Annotated in this window: 15 protein-coding genes; 6 read left to right on the forward strand and 9 right to left on the reverse strand. The window is 72.6% G+C overall.

Going from position 1 to position 15,544, the window contains the following annotated elements; genetic code table 11:
• Window positions 1-178: 178 nt before the first annotated feature.
• Complete coding sequence (locus ACIRO3_RS07845) at window positions 179-877, reverse strand: TetR/AcrR family transcriptional regulator (RefSeq protein ID WP_361776564.1); 699 nt, start codon at window positions 875-877, stop codon at window positions 179-181.
• Window positions 878-1,026: 149 nt separating this feature from the next.
• Here ACIRO3_RS07845 and ACIRO3_RS07850 point away from each other — a divergent pair, with 149 nt between their 5' ends.
• Window positions 1,027-1,485, forward strand: coding sequence for a nitroreductase/quinone reductase family protein (locus tag ACIRO3_RS07850; RefSeq protein WP_404133673.1), 459 nt, complete (start codon window positions 1,027-1,029; stop codon window positions 1,483-1,485).
• Between the two features lie 509 nt (window positions 1,486-1,994).
• On the opposite strand, the gene ACIRO3_RS07855 is transcribed toward ACIRO3_RS07850, so the two are convergent.
• A complete protein-coding gene (locus ACIRO3_RS07855) occupies window positions 1,995-3,221 on the reverse strand; it encodes a geranylgeranyl reductase family protein (protein ID WP_365996798.1) in 1,227 nt (408 codons plus the stop codon).
• Between the two features lie 236 nt (window positions 3,222-3,457).
• On the opposite strand from ACIRO3_RS07855, the gene ACIRO3_RS07860 reads away from it, so the two are divergent.
• Window positions 3,458-4,822, forward strand: a complete 1,365-nt coding sequence (locus tag ACIRO3_RS07860; RefSeq protein WP_404133675.1) for a dipeptidase — start codon at window positions 3,458-3,460, stop codon at window positions 4,820-4,822.
• Window positions 4,823-5,055: 233 nt separating this feature from the next.
• Window positions 5,056-5,754, forward strand: a complete 699-nt coding sequence (locus ACIRO3_RS07865) for an MBL fold metallo-hydrolase (protein WP_404134121.1) — start codon at window positions 5,056-5,058, stop codon at window positions 5,752-5,754.
• Window positions 5,755-5,802: 48 nt separating this feature from the next.
• Here the strand turns inward: ACIRO3_RS07865 and ACIRO3_RS07870 are convergent, their stop codons facing one another.
• Complete coding sequence (locus ACIRO3_RS07870) at window positions 5,803-6,840, reverse strand: NUDIX domain-containing protein (RefSeq protein ID WP_404133677.1); 1,038 nt, start codon at window positions 6,838-6,840, stop codon at window positions 5,803-5,805.
• 198 nt (window positions 6,841-7,038) lie between these two features.
• Between ACIRO3_RS07870 and ACIRO3_RS07875 the strand changes: the two genes are divergently transcribed.
• Window positions 7,039-8,025 carry a LacI family DNA-binding transcriptional regulator gene (locus ACIRO3_RS07875; RefSeq protein WP_404134124.1) on the forward strand — a complete coding sequence of 329 codons (987 nt, stop codon included), beginning with the start codon at window positions 7,039-7,041 and terminating at the stop codon, window positions 8,023-8,025.
• Between the two features lie 97 nt (window positions 8,026-8,122).
• On the opposite strand, the gene ACIRO3_RS07880 is transcribed toward ACIRO3_RS07875, so the two are convergent.
• The 5 genes from ACIRO3_RS07880 to ACIRO3_RS07900 all read right to left on the reverse strand — a co-directional run bounded on the left by ACIRO3_RS07880 (window position 8,123) and on the right by ACIRO3_RS07900 (window position 12,789).
• Window positions 8,123-9,421 carry a DUF6986 family protein gene (locus ACIRO3_RS07880; RefSeq protein WP_361776582.1) on the reverse strand — a complete coding sequence of 433 codons (1,299 nt, stop codon included), beginning with the start codon at window positions 9,419-9,421 and terminating at the stop codon, window positions 8,123-8,125.
• Window positions 9,422-9,605: 184 nt separating this feature from the next.
• Entirely contained in the window at window positions 9,606-10,568 is a 963-nt protein-coding gene (locus tag ACIRO3_RS07885; RefSeq protein ID WP_361776585.1) for an electron transfer flavoprotein subunit alpha/FixB family protein, read from the reverse strand.
• 56 nt (window positions 10,569-10,624) lie between these two features.
• Window positions 10,625-11,410, reverse strand: a complete 786-nt coding sequence (locus tag ACIRO3_RS07890) for an electron transfer flavoprotein subunit beta/FixA family protein (protein ID WP_053678301.1) — start codon at window positions 11,408-11,410, stop codon at window positions 10,625-10,627.
• A 201-nt stretch (window positions 11,411-11,611) separates the two neighbouring features.
• Entirely contained in the window at window positions 11,612-12,148 is a 537-nt protein-coding gene (locus ACIRO3_RS07895) for a flavin reductase family protein (RefSeq protein ID WP_361776588.1), read from the reverse strand.
• A 296-nt stretch (window positions 12,149-12,444) separates the two neighbouring features.
• Entirely contained in the window at window positions 12,445-12,789 is a 345-nt protein-coding gene (locus ACIRO3_RS07900) for a TlpA family protein disulfide reductase (RefSeq protein ID WP_404133681.1), read from the reverse strand.
• Between the two features lie 214 nt (window positions 12,790-13,003).
• Between ACIRO3_RS07900 and ACIRO3_RS07905 the strand changes: the two genes are divergently transcribed.
• Both ACIRO3_RS07905 and ACIRO3_RS07910 read left to right on the forward strand, forming a co-directional pair.
• On the forward strand, window positions 13,004-13,726 hold the full coding sequence (locus ACIRO3_RS07905) for a lysophospholipid acyltransferase family protein (protein WP_361776594.1): 723 nt from the start codon (window positions 13,004-13,006) through the stop codon (window positions 13,724-13,726).
• Between the two features lie 45 nt (window positions 13,727-13,771).
• Entirely contained in the window at window positions 13,772-15,007 is a 1,236-nt protein-coding gene (locus tag ACIRO3_RS07910; RefSeq protein ID WP_404133684.1) for an MFS transporter, read from the forward strand.
• On the opposite strand, the gene ACIRO3_RS07915 is transcribed toward ACIRO3_RS07910, so the two are convergent.
• Entirely contained in the window at window positions 14,943-15,539 is a 597-nt protein-coding gene (locus ACIRO3_RS07915) for a transglutaminase family protein (protein ID WP_404134127.1), read from the reverse strand. The two genes, ACIRO3_RS07910 and ACIRO3_RS07915, sit on opposite strands and share 65 nt — an antisense overlap.
• Window positions 15,540-15,544: the final 5 nt, after the last annotated feature.

The following is a 15,544-nucleotide window of genomic DNA, read 5'->3' on the forward strand; positions in this document are numbered from 1 at the left end:
CAGCGGGGGCGTCATACGGCGGACGGCTCCATACCGGCGGACGCCTCCGCACTGACAGGGCTCCGTACCGGCCGACGCCTCCACACTGGCCGACGCCTCCGCACTGACGGGGGCTCCACACTGACGGGGGCTCCGTACGGCGGACGCCTCCGTACGGCGGGCTCTCGTACGGCGGGCGCTACACGGCGGGGAGTCCGACCCCCTGCGCCAGCTGTCCGGCAGCGTGCGTGAAGAGGCCCGCGCGATCCTCGACCACGCGGTTGAACTGGCCGAACAGCTCGAAGGAGACCATCCCGACGAGCTGCGCCCAGGCGACGACCAAGGCGGCGGTCGCCTCCGGGGGCAGCCCTTCGGCGAAGTCCTCAGTCATCCGGGCGGCCTCGGGACGCAGGCTGTCGGGCAGCGGCGGCAGGGCGAGGCCCCGCCCCTCGTACGCGGCACGCACCACGCCGATGAGCGTGTTGCCGACCCTCGACGCGGGACCGACGGTATCGAGGGGGGCGCTGTAGCCGGGGACGGGGGAACCGTAGATCAGGGCGTACTCATGGGGGTGCGCGAGGGCCCAGGACCGGAAGGCCTCGCAGATCGCGAGCCAGCGCCGGCGGGGCGGCGCGCCGGCGGCGCGGGCGGCGGCGTCGGCCCGTTCCGCCGCCGCGCCGACGCTGTCGTACGCGTCGACGATCAGCGCGGTGAGGAGCTCGTCTCGACTGGGGAAGTAGCGGTAGAGGGCCGAGGAGACCATGCCCAGCTCCCGGGCGACGGCGCGCAGCGAGAGTTTGGCCGCGCCTTCGGCCGCGAGCATGCGGCGCGCCTCGTCCTTGATGGCGGCGGTGACCTCGATACGGGCCCTTTCCCGGGCCCCACGCACGGTGCTCATGGGGATCAGTGTGCCATGCGGTCGGAGCAGTGCCCAAAAACGAGAGCGCCGGTCACATACGAGAGCACCGCTCTTGCTTCGCGCCGCGCATGCGTGCACACTGATCTCAAGCGAGAGCAGTGCTCTCCCAAGCGGTCTCGGAGGCCAACATGAACGCGCCCGCTCCCTATTACCTCAAGGCCGGCCCGCTCGGCGTGCGCTTCAACGCCCTCTTCGGCAAGCTCGCCCGCCTGGGCGTCAGCCTCGCCGGCACCGCCGAGCTGTCCGTCCGCGGTCGCACCTCCGGCACGATGCAGAGGATCCCGGTCAACCCGCACACCTACGAGGGCGACCAGTACCTCGTCTCCGCCCGCGGCCACTCCCAGTGGGTGCGCAACATGCGGGTCGCGGGCGGTGGGGAGTTGCGCGTGGGTCGCAAGGTGCGCACCTTCACGGTCGCCGAGATCACGGACCCGGTGCGGCAGGCGGAGATCCTGCGCGCCTACCTGGAGAAGTGGGGCTGGGAGGTCAACCGGTTCTTCCAGGGCGTCACCGCGAAGTCCTCCGACGCCGAGCTCCAGGCGGCGGCCGGTGACCACCCCGTCTTCCGGATCACCCTCGTGAACTAGGGCGCCGACTCCCGCGCCGGCGGACGGCGGGAGTCACGACCGCGCCAGCCCGACCCCACGCCATCACCCACCTCTCCCGCACCGCCGATCTGGCCAGGGCCGGGGAACGGGGGCCAGGGACCGGGACCGGACCGGCCCCGCCCCGGCTTCGCGCCCGACTCCGACCCAGGTCCGGATCCGGCCCGAGCCCCACGCCCCCACCAGAGGCCGGGCCCGCCCCCGGCCCGAGCCCCAGCCCGGGCCCGGGCCCGGGCCGGAGCCGCACGGGTCGCACGCGTCGGACGCCTCGGACGGTCGCCACGGGTCGGACGGGCGACAGCCGGCTGGGCAGACAGTCAGCCGGGCCGCCGGGCGGACAGTCAGCCGGCCAGACGGCCGCGTACACCAGCCGGATCCGCCGGCCGCTCCGGCCCGCCCCGCCCGCTCCGCCTCGGCCCACTCCGCCTCGGCCGGCTCCGCCCCGCCTCACCCCGCTCCCAGCCGCCCCGATCCGCCCCGCCCCACCCGACCTAAGAACCGCCCTTGCCGGTCTGTCGGCTGTCCAGCGCGTGCAGCGCCCGCCGTGCCAGCGGGTACTGGCGCACCAGTTCGGCAAGGGTCGTCGAGCCGCGCGTGATCCGGGCGAAGGCCAGCCACGCGGGCCGCAGACCCGTGATCACGGCGTGCAGCAGGCCCGGCTTGGCCTCGAACAGGGTCAGCATGCGCCGGCCCACGCCCATCTCCACGCCCAGCCCGGCCTTGACGGCGAAGGCGTAGTTCAGGGCCTGACGCCGAGCGTCCACCGCGTCCTGTGCCTCGGAGATCTTGACGGCCCACTCCCCCGCGAGCCGTCCCGAACGCAGTGCGAACGAGATGCCCTCGCGGGTCCACGGCTCCAGCAGTCCGGCCGCGTCGCCCGCCACCAGCACCCGGCCCCGCGACAGCGGCGAATCGGGCTTGCGGCAGCGGGTCAGGTGCCCGGAGGAGACGGACGGCTCGAAGCCCGCCAGGCCCAGCCGGGCGATGAAGTCGTCCAGGTACCGCTTGGTGGCGGCGCCTTCGCCCTTCGCCGAGATGACCCCGACGGTGAGGACGTCGCCCTTGGGGAAGACCCAGCCGTAACTGCCGGGCAGCGGACCCCAGTCGATGAGCACCCGCCCCTTCCAGTCGGCGGCGACGGTGTCCGGTACCGGGATCTCGGCCTCCAGCCCGAGGTCGACCTGCTCCATCTCGACCCCGACGTGCGCGCCGATGCGGCTGGCGCTGCCGTCCGCGCCGACCACGGCGCGGGCCAGTACCGTCTCGCCGTCCGCGAGCACCACGGCCACGGTGCGCCGGTCGGGCACGGCCGCGCCGTGCTGCTCGACCCGGGTCACGGCCGTGCCCGTACGGATCGTCGCGCCGGCCTTCTCCGCCTCCGCGACCAGGGCCGCGTCGAACTCCGGGCGGTTGACGAGCCCGAACAGCATCCCCCTGGAACGCCGGGTCCGGGTCAGTCGCCCGTTCATGGAGAAGGTGACCGCGTGCACGCGGTCCTGGAAGGGCAGCACGAACCCCGGCGGCAGGGCGTCGCGCGAGGGCCCGATGATGCCACCGCCGCAGGTCTTGTACCGGGGCAGTTCGGCCTTCTCCAGCAGCAGGACGCGCCGCCCCGCCGTCGCCGCCGCGTGCGCGGCCGAAGCCCCGGCCGGGCCGGCGCCGACCACGACCACGTCCCAGACCTCGCCGGTCCCCCCGGCGTTCCCCTCCTCCGTCACCTCGGCGGCGGACCGCTCTGCGCTTGCGTCGTGTACGTCGTCGTCGCTGCTCACGATGTGTTGCTGCTCCTGATCGCGCTGTTGCTCGGATGCCGGGGAAATCCTACGGTGAGAGATCGCCTCGGCCTGCTGTGCGAGGATCGGGAATGTCTTTCGCCGTACCCGACATACGCACACCCTTGCGGATGCGGGCGGCGTACAAACAGCACAACGTCGCACCCAAGAGGAGCGTGCCCATGTCCCAGAATCCGATCGCCGAGACCATCGCCTCGTTGATGCCCCGCGCCAAGACGGAGCTGACCGAGCTGGTGGCCTTCCAGTCGGTTGCGGACTGGGCCCAGTTCCCGCAGAGCGAGAGCCACGGCGCCGCGAACTGGGTGGCCGACGCGCTGCGCGTCGAGGGGTTCCAGGACGTGGCGCTGCTCGACACCCCCGACGGTACGCAGTCGGTGTACGGATTCCTGCCCGGGCCCGAAGGCGCCCCGACCGTGCTGCTCTACGCGCACTACGACGTCCAGCCGCCCTTGGACGACGCCGCCTGGATATCGCCGGCCTTCGAACTGACCGAGCGCGACGGCCGCTGGTACGGGCGCGGCGCGGCGGACTGCAAGGGCGGGTTCATCATGCACCTGCTGGCGCTGCGCGCGCTGAAGGCCAACGGCGGCGTACCGGTGAACGTGAAGGTGATCGTCGAGGGGTCCGAGGAGCAGGGCACCGGCGGCCTCCAGCAGTACGCCGAGGCCCACCCCGAGCTGCTGACGGCCGACGCGATCGTCATCGGCGACGCCGGCAACTTCCGTCTGGGTCTGCCCACCGTGGTCGCGACCCTGCGCGGGATGACCCTGCTGAAGGTGAAGATCGACACGCTGGGCGGGAACCTGCACTCCGGCATGTTCGGCGGGGTCGCGCCCGACGCGCTGGCCGCGCTCATCAGGGTCCTGGACTCGCTGCGCGACGCGGACGGCACGACGACGGTCGACGGTCTCGCCTCGGACGCGATCTGGGAGGGGCTCCAGTACCCGGAGGCGGATTTCCGCACCGACGCGAAGGTCCTCGACGGTGTCGAGCTGATCGGCCGCGGCACGATCGCGGACCGGCTGTGGGCGCGTCCGGCCGTCACGGTCCTCGGCATCGACTGCCCGCCGGTGATCGGCGCCACCCCGTCGGTGCACGCCAGTGCCGGCGCCCTGGTCAGCCTGCGGATCCCGCCGGGCGTGGACACCGCGGAGGCCATCAAGCTGCTGGAGGCGCACCTGGTGGCGCACACGCCGTGGAAGGCGCGCCTCGAACTGGAGGTCGTCGGCCAGGGTCAGCCCTTCCAGGCTGACACGAACAGCCCGGCGTACGCGTCGATGGCGGCGGCCCTCGAAGTGGCGTACCCGGGGCAGGAGATGCAGATCAGCGGCATGGGCGGCTCCATCCCGCTGTGCAACGCGCTGACCTCCCTCTACCCGGAGGCGGAGATGCTGCTGATCGGGCTGAGCGAGCCGGAGGCGCAGATCCACGCGGTGAACGAGAGCGTCTCTCCCGAGGAGTTGGAGCGCCTCTCGGTCGCGGAGGCCCACTTCCTCGTCAACTACGCGGAATCCAAGCGAGCCTGAGGCGGGCGCGTCCGCGACGCCCGCCTGAAGGCACACACTCGAAGGCACACACCCGAAGACACACGCCCGAGGCACACGCCCGAGAGGTACGTCCCAGACGTACGTCCCAGACGTACGTCCCAGACGTACGTCCGAGACGCGCGCCCTGGGCTTGCGCCACGGGCGAACTCCGCTCCCGGTGAACCGGACGCCGGGAGCGGGGGTCATCACCGTAGGTTCGCGACATGACTCTCATCGATCGCGTCGAGGTACTGCCCGGTCGGCTCCACATGCTGCGCTTCCCCATCGGTCAGGCCTACTTGTGGTGTGACGACGAGGCCCTCACCCTGATCGACGCCGGGTACGCCGGTTCGGCGCCGGAGATCGAGGATGCGATCCGCTCGCTCGGCCTGCGACCCGAGCTCCTGGAACGGATCGTCCTGACCCACTGCCACCGCGACCACGTGGGATCCTCGGGGGAACTCGCCGCCCGCCTGGGTGCCGAGGTCGTGGCGCACCGGTTGGACGCGCCGGTGATCCGTGGCGAACAGGACGTCCCTGAGCCGGTGTTGGCGGATTGGGAGCTCCCGCTGTACGCGCACGGTCTGACGGCCCCGAAGGCTCCACCGACCCGCGTGGACCGGGAGGTCGAGGACGGCGAGGTCCTGCCGTTCGGCGGCGGCGCGGTGATCGTCCACTCCCCCGGGCACACACCGGGCAGCATCGGCGTCCATCTGCCCGCGTGGGGCGTGCTGTTCACGGGCGACTGCGTCGCGGGGATCGGTCAGGTCAGGCCGGGGGTGTTCAACGTGGACGGCGCGCAGGCGCAGTCCTCGTTCCGCCGCTTGGCGGCTCTGGCCCCGTCGATCGCCTGCTTCGGCCACGGTGACCCGCTGACGCGGGACACCGCCCGGATCCTCACCGCCGCCACCACCGCCCCCCAACCGCGCTGAACGTCCCGGAGGCCGCCCCGATGCCTCCGGGGCGGACTCCGCCAGGACCTACGGAACGGGTCGCCCCCCCTCCAGGTACAGCGCCCGGCCCCGCTCCCGCGCGCGCAACGCCCACCGCAGGCGTTCGTGGCGCTGCGCCGGCAGCAACGCCCCCGCCTCCTCCTCCGTCACGAACCGCCACTGCCTCAACTCCGGTCCGGGCAAACAGAGTTCGGAGACCTGGGCGTCTGTCAACCGCCCCCCGTCGAAGAGCAGCCGCAGACCTCCGTACGCCGGGTGGGCGGGCGGTTCCCAGTCCATCACCAGCAGCCCCGGCAGCCCTCCCAGGACCAGTCCCAGCTCCTCCTCGACCTCCCGCAGCCCGGCGCGGGCCGGCGCTTCTCCGGGCTCGACGACTCCTCCGGGGAACTCCCACCCCGGTTTGTACGTCGGGTCGACGAGCAGGACCCGGTCCCGGTCGTCGAAGAGGAGCACCCCGGAGGCCACCGTCTCGCGGGTCGGTTCGGGTGTCTGCACGATGTCGCAGATCCCGGCTGCGTCCGTCCGAACGGCTTCCGCGATCCGTTCGGCCGTCTCGCGGACGGACAACCGCCCGTTGTCGACGACGTGCGCGTCGGCCGCCAGCCAGCCCAACGCCTCCTGGTACGCGGGAATGTGGTCGTACGCCCACTGTCTGACCCGCAGGTCCACCCGCTCCGGCGCCCCCGACTCCTCCCTGGTCGCGATCCGTTCCCGGAGAATCGTTTCCTCGGGAGCGAGCAGCACGTGCCGCACGGGAATCCGTCGGGCCGCGAGCCCGCCGAAGATCTCGTCCCGGTACTCCTGCCGCAGCAGCGTCATCGGCACGACCAGCACCCCGCCCAGCTCCGCCAGCAACGCCGCCGCCGTGTCCACGACGAGCCGCCGCCAACTCGGCAGGTCCTGGTAGTCGCAGACCTCCGCGAGCCGTTTGCGCGGCAGCAGCACCCGCAGCGCGTCCCCGATGAACTCCGGGTCGAACAAAGCGCTATCCGGCAGGAGTCCGGCCAGTTCGCGGGCCGTGCTGGTCTTCCCGGCACCGAAAGTGCCGTTGATCCAGACAATCACGTCTACCCCTCTCCCGATGGCTCGCCTCGAAGCCCCCAGAGGCTTGCCCGCACCACCCTGCCACGGAAACCCATTCGTCGACCGAGTGCTTATCCTCAAGGTCAGAGCCTTGCCCGAGGCTCGTCCGACCACTCCGCCGGAGATCCCGTGCCCCACTCCCGCCGCCCGTCCGAGACCCGTTACGGCAACCGGCCGACCATGAAGGACGTGGCGGCGCACGCCGGCGTGGGCCTGAAGACGGTCTCACGGGTGGTCAACGGCGAGCCGGGGGTCACGCCCGACACCGAACGGCGCGTCCAAGAGGCCATCGACGCGCTCGGTTTCCGGCGCAACGACAGCGCCCGCGTGCTGCGCAAGGGACGCACGGCCACCGTGGGCCTGGTCCTGGAGGACCTCGCCGACCCCTTCTACGGGCCGTTGAACCGGGCCGTGGAGGAAGTGGCCCGGGCCCACGGCGCCCTCCTCATCAACGGGTCCAGCGCCGAGGACCCGGACCGGGAACGGGAGTTGGCCCTCGCACTGTGCGCCCGGCGGGTGGACGGGCTGATCGTGATTCCGGCCGGAGACGACCACCGCTACCTGGAACCGGAGATACGGGCGGGCGTGGCCACGGTGTTCGTGGACCGCCCGGCGGGCCGGATCGACGCGGACGTGGTCCTGTCGGACAGCTTCGGCGGCGCCCGGGACGGGGTGGCCCACCTGATCGCCGGCGGCCACCGCCGGATCGGTTTCATCGGCGACCTGCCGCGCATCCACACCGCGACGGAACGCCTGCGGGGCTACGAGGCGGCCATGGCGGCCGCGGGCCTGCCGGTGTCCGAGTCGTGGGTCTCCCTGGGCTCCACCACACCGGACCGGGTCACGGCGGCGGCGCACCGGATGCTGACCGCCCGGGAGCCGGTCACCGCGCTCTTCGCGGGCAACAACCGGGTGACGGTCACCCTGGTCCGGATCCTGGCCGGCGGTGTCGATCCGGTGGCCCTGGTCGGCTTCGACGACTTCGAGCTGGCCGACCTGTTGCGCCCCGGTGTGACGGTGGTCGCCCAGGACGCGGCCGCCCTGGGCCGGGTCGCCACGGACCGCCTCTTCCGCCGCCTTTCGGGCGCCGCGCTGCCCCCGGCCCGCATCGAGCTCCCGACGCGCCTGATCCCGCGCGGCTCGGGCGAGATCCCCCCGAGGCCCTGACCCGGCGCCGGAAACCGATCACCAACCGCCGACGCCGAAGCGCACGAGGCCCGGCCGGAATCAGCGGGCCGGGCCTCGTGCGCTTCGGACGAACGGGTCAGGCGGTGGCCGTCAGGGTCGCGGAGCGGCGCGGGATCGCGAAGGCGTCCAGTTCCGCGCGGGTCAGGCCGGTCAGGGCGGTGACCTCGTCGGCGCCGACGGCGCCGCAGTCGAGGCCGCGGACCAGGTAGCCGGCCAGGGCCTTGGCGGTGGCGGGCTCGTCCATCACGTCGCCCTCGATCTTGGCCACGTACGCCTTCAGGCGCGCGGCGGCGGTCTCCAGCCCCTCGCGGTAGAAGGTGAAGACGGCCGCGTAGCGGGTCGGCAGGTGCGCGGGGTGCATGTCCCAGCCCTGGTAGTACGCGCGGGCCAGGGCGCGGCGGGTGAGACCGTAGTGCAGTTTCCAGGCCTCGTGGACGTGCTCGGTGGTGCCGATCGGCAGGACGTTGGTCGAGCCGTCGGAGACCCGTACGCCGGTGCCCGCGGCCGCGACCTGCATGATGGCCTTCGCGTGGTCGGCGGCCGGGTGGTCGCTCGACTGGTACGCGGCGGAGACCCCGACGCAGGCGCTGTAGTCGAAGGTGCCGTAGTGCAGGCCGGTGGCGCGGCCCTTGGCGGCCTCGATCATCCGGGCCACGGTGGCGGTGCCGTCGGAGGCGACGATGGACTGGCTGGTCTCGATCTGGATCTCGAAGCCGATGCGACCCGGGCGCAGGCCGCGGGTGATCTCGAAGGCTTCCAGCAGTTTGACGAAGGCGCTGACCTGCTCGGCGTAGGTGACCTTCGGCAGGGTGAGGACGAGGCCCTCGGGCAGGCCGCCGTGCGCGAGGAGCCCGGACAGGAAGATGTCCGTGGTGCGGATGCCCCGGTCGCGGACGTTGGACTCCATGCACTTCATGCGGATGCCCATGTACGGGGCGTTGGTGCCGTTGGCGAAGGCCTCCGAGACGAGGCGGGCGGCGCGGGCGGCGGCCTGGTCCTCCTCCTCGTCGGAGCGGACGCCGAAGCCGTCCTCGAAGTCGACGCGCAGGTCCTCGATGGGCTCGGACGCGAGCTTGGCGCGCACCCGGTCGTAGACGGGCCCGGCCAGTTCGTCGGAGATGCCGAGCACCTTGGCGAAGGTCGCGGCGTCCGGGGCGTGCTCGTCGAGGGCCGCGAGGGCCTGGTCGCCCCAGGAGCGGATGGTGTCGGCGGCGAAGACGTCACCGGGGACGTAGACCGTGTGGATGGGCTGGCGGGTGCCGGGGTCGCCCGGGTAGTGGCGCGCGAGTTCCGCGTCCACCGGCGCGAGGGAGGCGCTGATGCCCTCGCTGACCGCGCCTGCGAGGCTCGTCGCCACCTTCTCCTGCTGACCCATCGTGCACTCTCCTCTTTTCCGCTTCACGGAATCTTAGATCCGTATTGCAGAATTTAGTCACGGGGTTCCGCTCAGTCAATGGTCCCCCGGCCCTCCTGGACAAACGACTCGGGGCCGCGTGGTGACAAACACCACACGGCCCCGGAGGCGGAGAGTACGCAGGTCAGCGAGTGACCCGGGGGTTTCAGCCCTTGCGCGCCTTGATCTCGCCGGTCAGCTGCGGGACGACCTCGAAGAGGTCGCCGACCACGCCGTAGTCGACCAGGTCGAAGATCGGGGCCTCGGCGTCCTTGTTGACGGCCACGATGGTCTTCGAGGTCTGCATGCCGGCCCGGTGCTGGATCGCGCCCGAGATGCCGGAGGCGATGTACAGCTGCGGGGAGACCGACTTGCCGGTCTGGCCGACCTGGTTGGAGTGCGGGTACCAACCGGCGTCGACGGCGGCACGCGAGGCGCCGACGGCCGCGCCGAGGGAGTCCGCGAGGTCCTCGATGATGTGGAAGTTCTCGGCACCGTTGACGCCACGGCCGCCGGAGACCACGATCGCGGCCTCGGTCAGCTCGGGGCGGCCGGTCGACTCGCGCGGGGTGCGGGAGGTGACCTTGGTGCCGGTGGCCAGGGCGCCGAAGGTGACGGCGAGCGCCTCGACGGCACCGGCGGCAGGGGCGGCCTCGACCGGGGCCGAGTTCGGCTTCACGGTGATGACCGGGGTGCCCTTGGAGACGCGGGACTTGGTGGTGAACGACGCGGCGAACACGGCCTGGGTCGCGACCGGACCCTCGTCGCCGGCCTCCAGGTCGGTGGCGTCGGTGATGATGCCGGACCCGATGCGGACGGCCAGGCGGGCCGCGATCTCCTTGCCCTCGGCGGAGGACGGGACGAGCACGGCGACCGGGGAGACGGCCTCGTACGCGGCCTGGAGGGCGTCCACCTTCGGTACCACGAGGTACTCGGTGAACTCGGGGGCGTCGGCGGTGAGGACCTTGACGGCGCCGTGCTCGGCGAGCACGGCGGCGGTGGCCTCGGCGCCGGCGCCGAGGGCGACGGCGACGGGCTCGCCGACGCGGCGGGCGAGCGTCAGCAGCTCGAGGGTGGGCTTGCGGACGGCGCCGTCCACGTGGTCGACGTAGACGAGAACTTCAGCCATGGGAATGCTCCTGCGAATGCGAAGAGGTCAGGGGGGTGTCGAGGTGACCGAAGCTCTTAGATGAACTTCTGGCCGGCCAGGAACTCGGCCAGCTGCTTGCCGCCCTCGCCCTCGTCCTTGACGATCGTGCCGGCGGTGCGCTCCGGGCGCTTGGTCGCGGAGTCCACGGCGGTCCAGGCGCCCTCGAGGCCGACCTCTTCGGCCTCCAGGTCCAGGTCCGACAGGTCCCAGGCCTCGACCGGCTTCTTCTTGGCGGCCATGATGCCCTTGAAGGACGGGTAGCGGGCCTCGCCCGACTGGTCCGTCACCGAGACGAGCGCGGGGAGGGAGGCCTCCAGCTGCTCGCTCGCGGAGTCGCCGTCGCGGCGGCCCGTCACGGTGCCGTCCTCGACCTTGACCTCGGAGAGCAGGGTGACCTGCGGGACGCCCAGGCGCTCGGCCAGGATCGCCGGGAGGACGCCCATGGCGGCGTCGGTGGACGCCATGCCGGTGATGACCAGGTCGTAGCCGGCCTTCTCGATCGCCTTGGCGAGCACCAGCGAGGTGCCCATGACGTCGGTGCCGTGCAGGTCGTCGTCCTCGACGTGGATGGCCTTGTCGGCGCCCATCGAGAGCGCCTTGCGCAGCGCGTCCTTGGCGTCCTCGGGGCCCACGGTCAGGACGGTGATCTCCGCGTCGTCCGCCTCGTCGGCGATCTGCAGCGCCTGCTCCACGGCGTACTCGTCGAGCTCCGACAGCAGACCGTCGACGTCGTCGCGGTCGACGGTCAGGTCATCGGCGAAGTGCCGGTCGCCGGTGGCGTCGGGTACGTACTTCACACAGACAACGATCCTCAGGCTCACGCCGGCTCTCCTACCGCATCGTCTTTTTCTGATACCGCCTTGTGCAGGCAGCATAGGCGCCTTGTCGGGCGGATCCCGATCGGGGCGGCCCGCGCCCCGACAGGAATGTTACTCGTCAGTACACAGTTGGTCTTCCCTGGTGGCAAGGCCACCGAACTGTGATCTGCCCAACGCCGCCCGAACGGCGCCCGCAGGGACGATTCAGTCGCGCAGCGCGTTGAAGCGACCCTGGTGGTAGAGCAGCGGACGCCCCTCGCCGGCGGGGCCCGAGGCGGGATCCCCCGCCACCACCTCGGCGATGATCACCCGGTGTTCCCCGGCGGGCACCCGCGCCACCACCCGGCACACCAGCCACGCCAGTACCCCGGACAGCACCGGCACCCCGTGCGGTCCCTCGGTACGCTCCGTGCCCGGCCCGAAGCGGTCGGCTCCGCTGCGCGCGAACAGTCCCGCCAACTCCCGCTGGTGCTCGCCGAGTATGTGCACCCCGAGGTGCGCGGAGTCCCGTATCACGGGCCAGCTGGAGGACCCGGTCCCGAGGGTGAAGGACAACAGCGGCGGATCGGCGGAGACCGAGTTGAGCGAGGTCGCGGTGAAACCGACCGGGCGGCCGCTCGGATCGGCGGCGGTGATCACGGCGACTCCCGCGGCGTGTTGCCGGAAGACGGAGCGCAGCAGATCGGGTGAACCGGGCCGGCCGGTGGTCGAAGGGTGGAACTCAGCCGTCGGGGCCGTCATGGAGGGACTCCTTCTGCCGCGCGATGGCGGGCACGATGGGGATCGGGCAGCCGGGGGCGTTCAACGATCCCAACAGCGCGCGCTCGCGTACCGGACGAGGTCCACATGTGCCCGTCCGTAAAGCAGGAGTTCGTACCGCATGTCGCCAGCCTGACGATCATCCGTGTACACAGTCAAGCCGCAGCGGCCAGATGTCAGACGCGTCACGCCGCGTACGGGCGCACGCACCGGCGCGATCACGCCGGCCCCGGCACGCGCCCGTCCGTCCGGGTGACCGGCGGCCCCGCGTACGGGCGTCACACGGCGGCGCCCAGGGCCGCGATCACATCCGCCTTGCGCGGCATCCCGGCCGCCCGCCGGACGATCCGCCCGGCCGCGTCCAGCACCAGCACCGTCGGGGTCCGGTCGATGCCGAGGGCGCGCACCAGCTCCAGGTTCCGCTCGGCGTCGACCTCGATGTGCGCGACCCCCTCCACCATGGCCGCCACCTCGGCGAGGATCCGCCGCGTGGCCCGGCAGGGCTGGCAGAACGCGCTGGAGAACTGGACCAGGCTGGCCCGCTTCCCCGGCTCCGCGCCGAGCTCCGCGACGCCCAGCGCCGTCGCGTTCCCGTGTCCGCGCACCTCGGCTCCCCTCGTCACCCGCCCACTCCCGTTCGTACGCTGATCCGAGCGCCCCGCGGGTGCGCCGCATTCCCCGCGGCTTCCCGGCGTGACGAGAATCTCCCCGGGCACAAGCGTCTGGGCTGGCCAGCAGCCCTCGTATGGGGCACGATCCCCATGGTCAGCGTACCTACGCTTCCGTAACTTCCGACCGGGAGCACCTCCCCAGGCAGAAAGGCGGGGTCTCCCCACCATGGCTGAGCTCGTCTACCCTCCCGTGATCGGCGCGGCGCACACGCTGTTCCGCGCGCTGGACATCCGCATCGACATGAAGGGCACCGAGAACATCCCGCGCAAGGGCGGGGCGGTCCTGGTGTCCAACCACATCGGCTACCTGGACTTCATCTTCGCCGGCCTGACCGCCCGGCCGCAGAAGCGCCTGGTGCGCTTCATGGCCAAGGAGTCGGTCTTCCGGCACAAGGTCTCCGGTCCGCTGATGCGGGCGATGAAGCACATCCCGGTGGACCGGGCGCAGGGTGAGTCTGCGTACCAGCACGCGCTCGACTCGCTGCGCGCGGGCGAGATCATCGGGGTCTTCCCCGAGGCGACGATCTCCCAGTCCTTCACCCTGAAGACCTTCAAGTCGGGTGCGGCGAGGATGGCGCAGGAGGCCGGGGTCCCGCTGATCCCGGTGGCGCTGTGGGGTACCCAGCGGCTGTGGACCAAGGGGCGTCCGAAGGACCTCAAGCGCAGCCACATCCCGGTGACGATGCGGATCGGCGAGCCGATGGAGGCCCCGTCGGACCAGTACGCCGGGGCGATCACGCGCCGGCTGCGCGAGCGCGTGCAGGAGTTGCTGGACGCGGCGCAGCGCGCCTACCCGGCCAAGCCGAAGGGCACGGAGGACTCCTGGTGGCTGCCGGCCCACCTGGGCGGTACGGCGCCCACGCCGGCGCAGGTCAAGGAAGCCGGCTGAGCGGAGCGGTACCGGCGGACCGCGTCCCGGGGGGGAAGGTTCCGAATGAGCGGGTTCGGGCGATACCTGGCTGCCGCGCTCGCCGCGCGGTTCGCCTCCGAGGGCATGGGCATGGCCGTGGTGCTGTTGGCCCTGGAACGCACCGGGGACGCGGCGTACGGCGCGTTCGTCCTGACCGCCTGGCTGGCCCCGCACGTGTTGGCGGCTCCGCTCGCCGGGGCCGCCGCCGCGCGGGCGCGCAGCCCCCGCCTGTTCCACGTGGGCGCGCTGGCCGGGTTCACGGCGGCGGTGGCGGCCCTCGCCGTGCTGTTGGGTCGGGCCCCCGCGCCGGCGGTGTTCGCGGTGGCGGTGCTCGGCGGCGCCTGCGGGCCGATGGTGACGGGTGGACTGTCCAGCCTGGTCGCGGGGTTGTTTCCGCCCGGGCCGGGCCGTGACCGGGCGTACGGCTGGGACGCCTCCACCTACAACGCGGCGGGGGTCACCGCCCCGGCCGCGATCAGTCTGGTCGCGGCGACGGGCTCGGCGGCCTCCGCGATGGCGCTGCCGGCGGCGGCCGGGGCGCTGGCGACGGTGCTGGCCGCGACGCTTCCGTATGGGCCCCCGCGCGCGGGCGGGTCGCCGGGCGGGCCCGGGGTGGGGGTGGGCGCCGGTCTGGCGGCGCTGTGGCGGGTCCGGGAACTGCGCGCCATCACGTCGGCGACGACCCTGGCGTTCGTCGGCATCGGCTCGCTGACCACCACCTCGGTGCTGTTGGCGGCCGATCTCGGGAACCCGGGCGCGGGCGGGGTGTTGATGACCGCCTTCGCGGTGGGGGCGCTGGGCGGTTCCCTGACGTTGGGTCGGATCACGGCCGTGGCTCCGGGCCGGCTCGCCGTCGGCGCGCTGGCGGGCACCGGAGTGGCCTTGGCGGGGGCCGCGTTCGCCCCTTCCGTCGCGTGGACGGCGGCGGCGTTCGCGGTGGCCGGGGTGTGTGACGGCCCCCTCCTGACGGCCACGCTGCGGATCCGCTCGGACCACGCACCGGACGGGGTGCGGACCCAGGTGTTCACGCTCGGGGCGGGGCTCAAGCTGACGGCCGCGTCGGTGGGCGCCGCCCTGGTGGGGTTCGCCGCCGGTGCGCCGCCCTGGACGCTGCTGCTCGGGATCGCCGGGCTCCAGTCGGCCGCCGCGCTGCTGCACGCGGCGCTCACGCGTGGCTCCGTACCGCCGAAGGCCGTCACAGCGCCGTCGGCAGCCGCCGCCACAGCTCCGACCGGTCCGTCGACTCCCGGAGGGCCGTGAGCGCGGCGGGGTGGGGGGCCGCGTACAGCTCGGGGTAGTCCACTTCGCCGAGTTCGGGGCGGACGGTGAAGGCGAGTTGCTCGTGGTCGAGGGTGAACCGGGCGTCCACGCCGGGCTTGTTGCCGCGCGGGTCCACCCGGGCCCAGTGCGCGCTGCCGGGCAGGCGCAGGGCGACCAGGCCATGGATCAGCGGTTGGGAGCCGTCGTCCTCGGTCAGGCGCTGGTAGCAGAGGGCGGCCGGGATGCCCCGGGCGCGCAACAGCGCGGTGAGGGCGTGGGACTTGGCGTGACAGATGCCGGTCCGCGCGTCGAGCACGTCGGAGGCGCGCCAGGTGACGCGGTCGTCCCCGGCGTCGGCGGAGTGCGTGACGGTGTCGCGGACGAACTCGTAGGCCACGGCGGCGTAGGCGTACGGGTCGCCGCCCGTGGCGGTCCAGAGCGCGTCGGCGGTCTCGGCGACCAGGGGGTGGCCGTGGTCCACGGCGTCGTCGGCCGCGAGATAGGCGGCGAGGTCGGGTTGCTCCTGGATCATTTTCA

This window comes from Streptomyces sp. NPDC102278, from assembly GCF_044766345.1.
Classification (GTDB): domain Bacteria; phylum Actinomycetota; class Actinomycetes; order Streptomycetales; family Streptomycetaceae; genus Streptomyces.

Excerpts from the sequence above, each read along its gene's own strand:
- ACIRO3_RS07905 (WP_361776594.1), top strand. The coding sequence starts at position 13,004 with ATGGCTGAGCTCGTCTACCCTCCCGTGATCGGCGCGGCGCACACGCTG.
- ACIRO3_RS07885 (WP_361776585.1), bottom strand. The coding sequence starts at position 10,568 with ATGGCTGAAGTTCTCGTCTACGTCGACCACGTGGACGGCGCCGTCCGC.
- ACIRO3_RS07850 (WP_404133673.1), top strand. The coding sequence starts at position 1,027 with ATGAACGCGCCCGCTCCCTATTACCTCAAGGCCGGCCCGCTCGGCGTG.
- ACIRO3_RS07880 (WP_361776582.1), bottom strand. The coding sequence starts at position 9,421 with ATGGGTCAGCAGGAGAAGGTGGCGACGAGCCTCGCAGGCGCGGTCAGC.
- ACIRO3_RS07895 (WP_361776588.1), bottom strand. The coding sequence starts at position 12,148 with ATGACGGCCCCGACGGCTGAGTTCCACCCTTCGACCACCGGCCGGCCC.
- ACIRO3_RS07910 (WP_404133684.1), top strand. The coding sequence starts at position 13,772 with ATGAGCGGGTTCGGGCGATACCTGGCTGCCGCGCTCGCCGCGCGGTTC.
- ACIRO3_RS07915 (WP_404134127.1), bottom strand. The coding sequence starts at position 15,539 with ATGATCCAGGAGCAACCCGACCTCGCCGCCTATCTCGCGGCCGACGAC.
- ACIRO3_RS07860 (WP_404133675.1), top strand. The coding sequence starts at position 3,458 with ATGTCCCAGAATCCGATCGCCGAGACCATCGCCTCGTTGATGCCCCGC.
- ACIRO3_RS07845 (WP_361776564.1), bottom strand. The coding sequence starts at position 877 with ATGAGCACCGTGCGTGGGGCCCGGGAAAGGGCCCGTATCGAGGTCACC.
- ACIRO3_RS07875 (WP_404134124.1), top strand. The coding sequence starts at position 7,039 with ATGAAGGACGTGGCGGCGCACGCCGGCGTGGGCCTGAAGACGGTCTCA.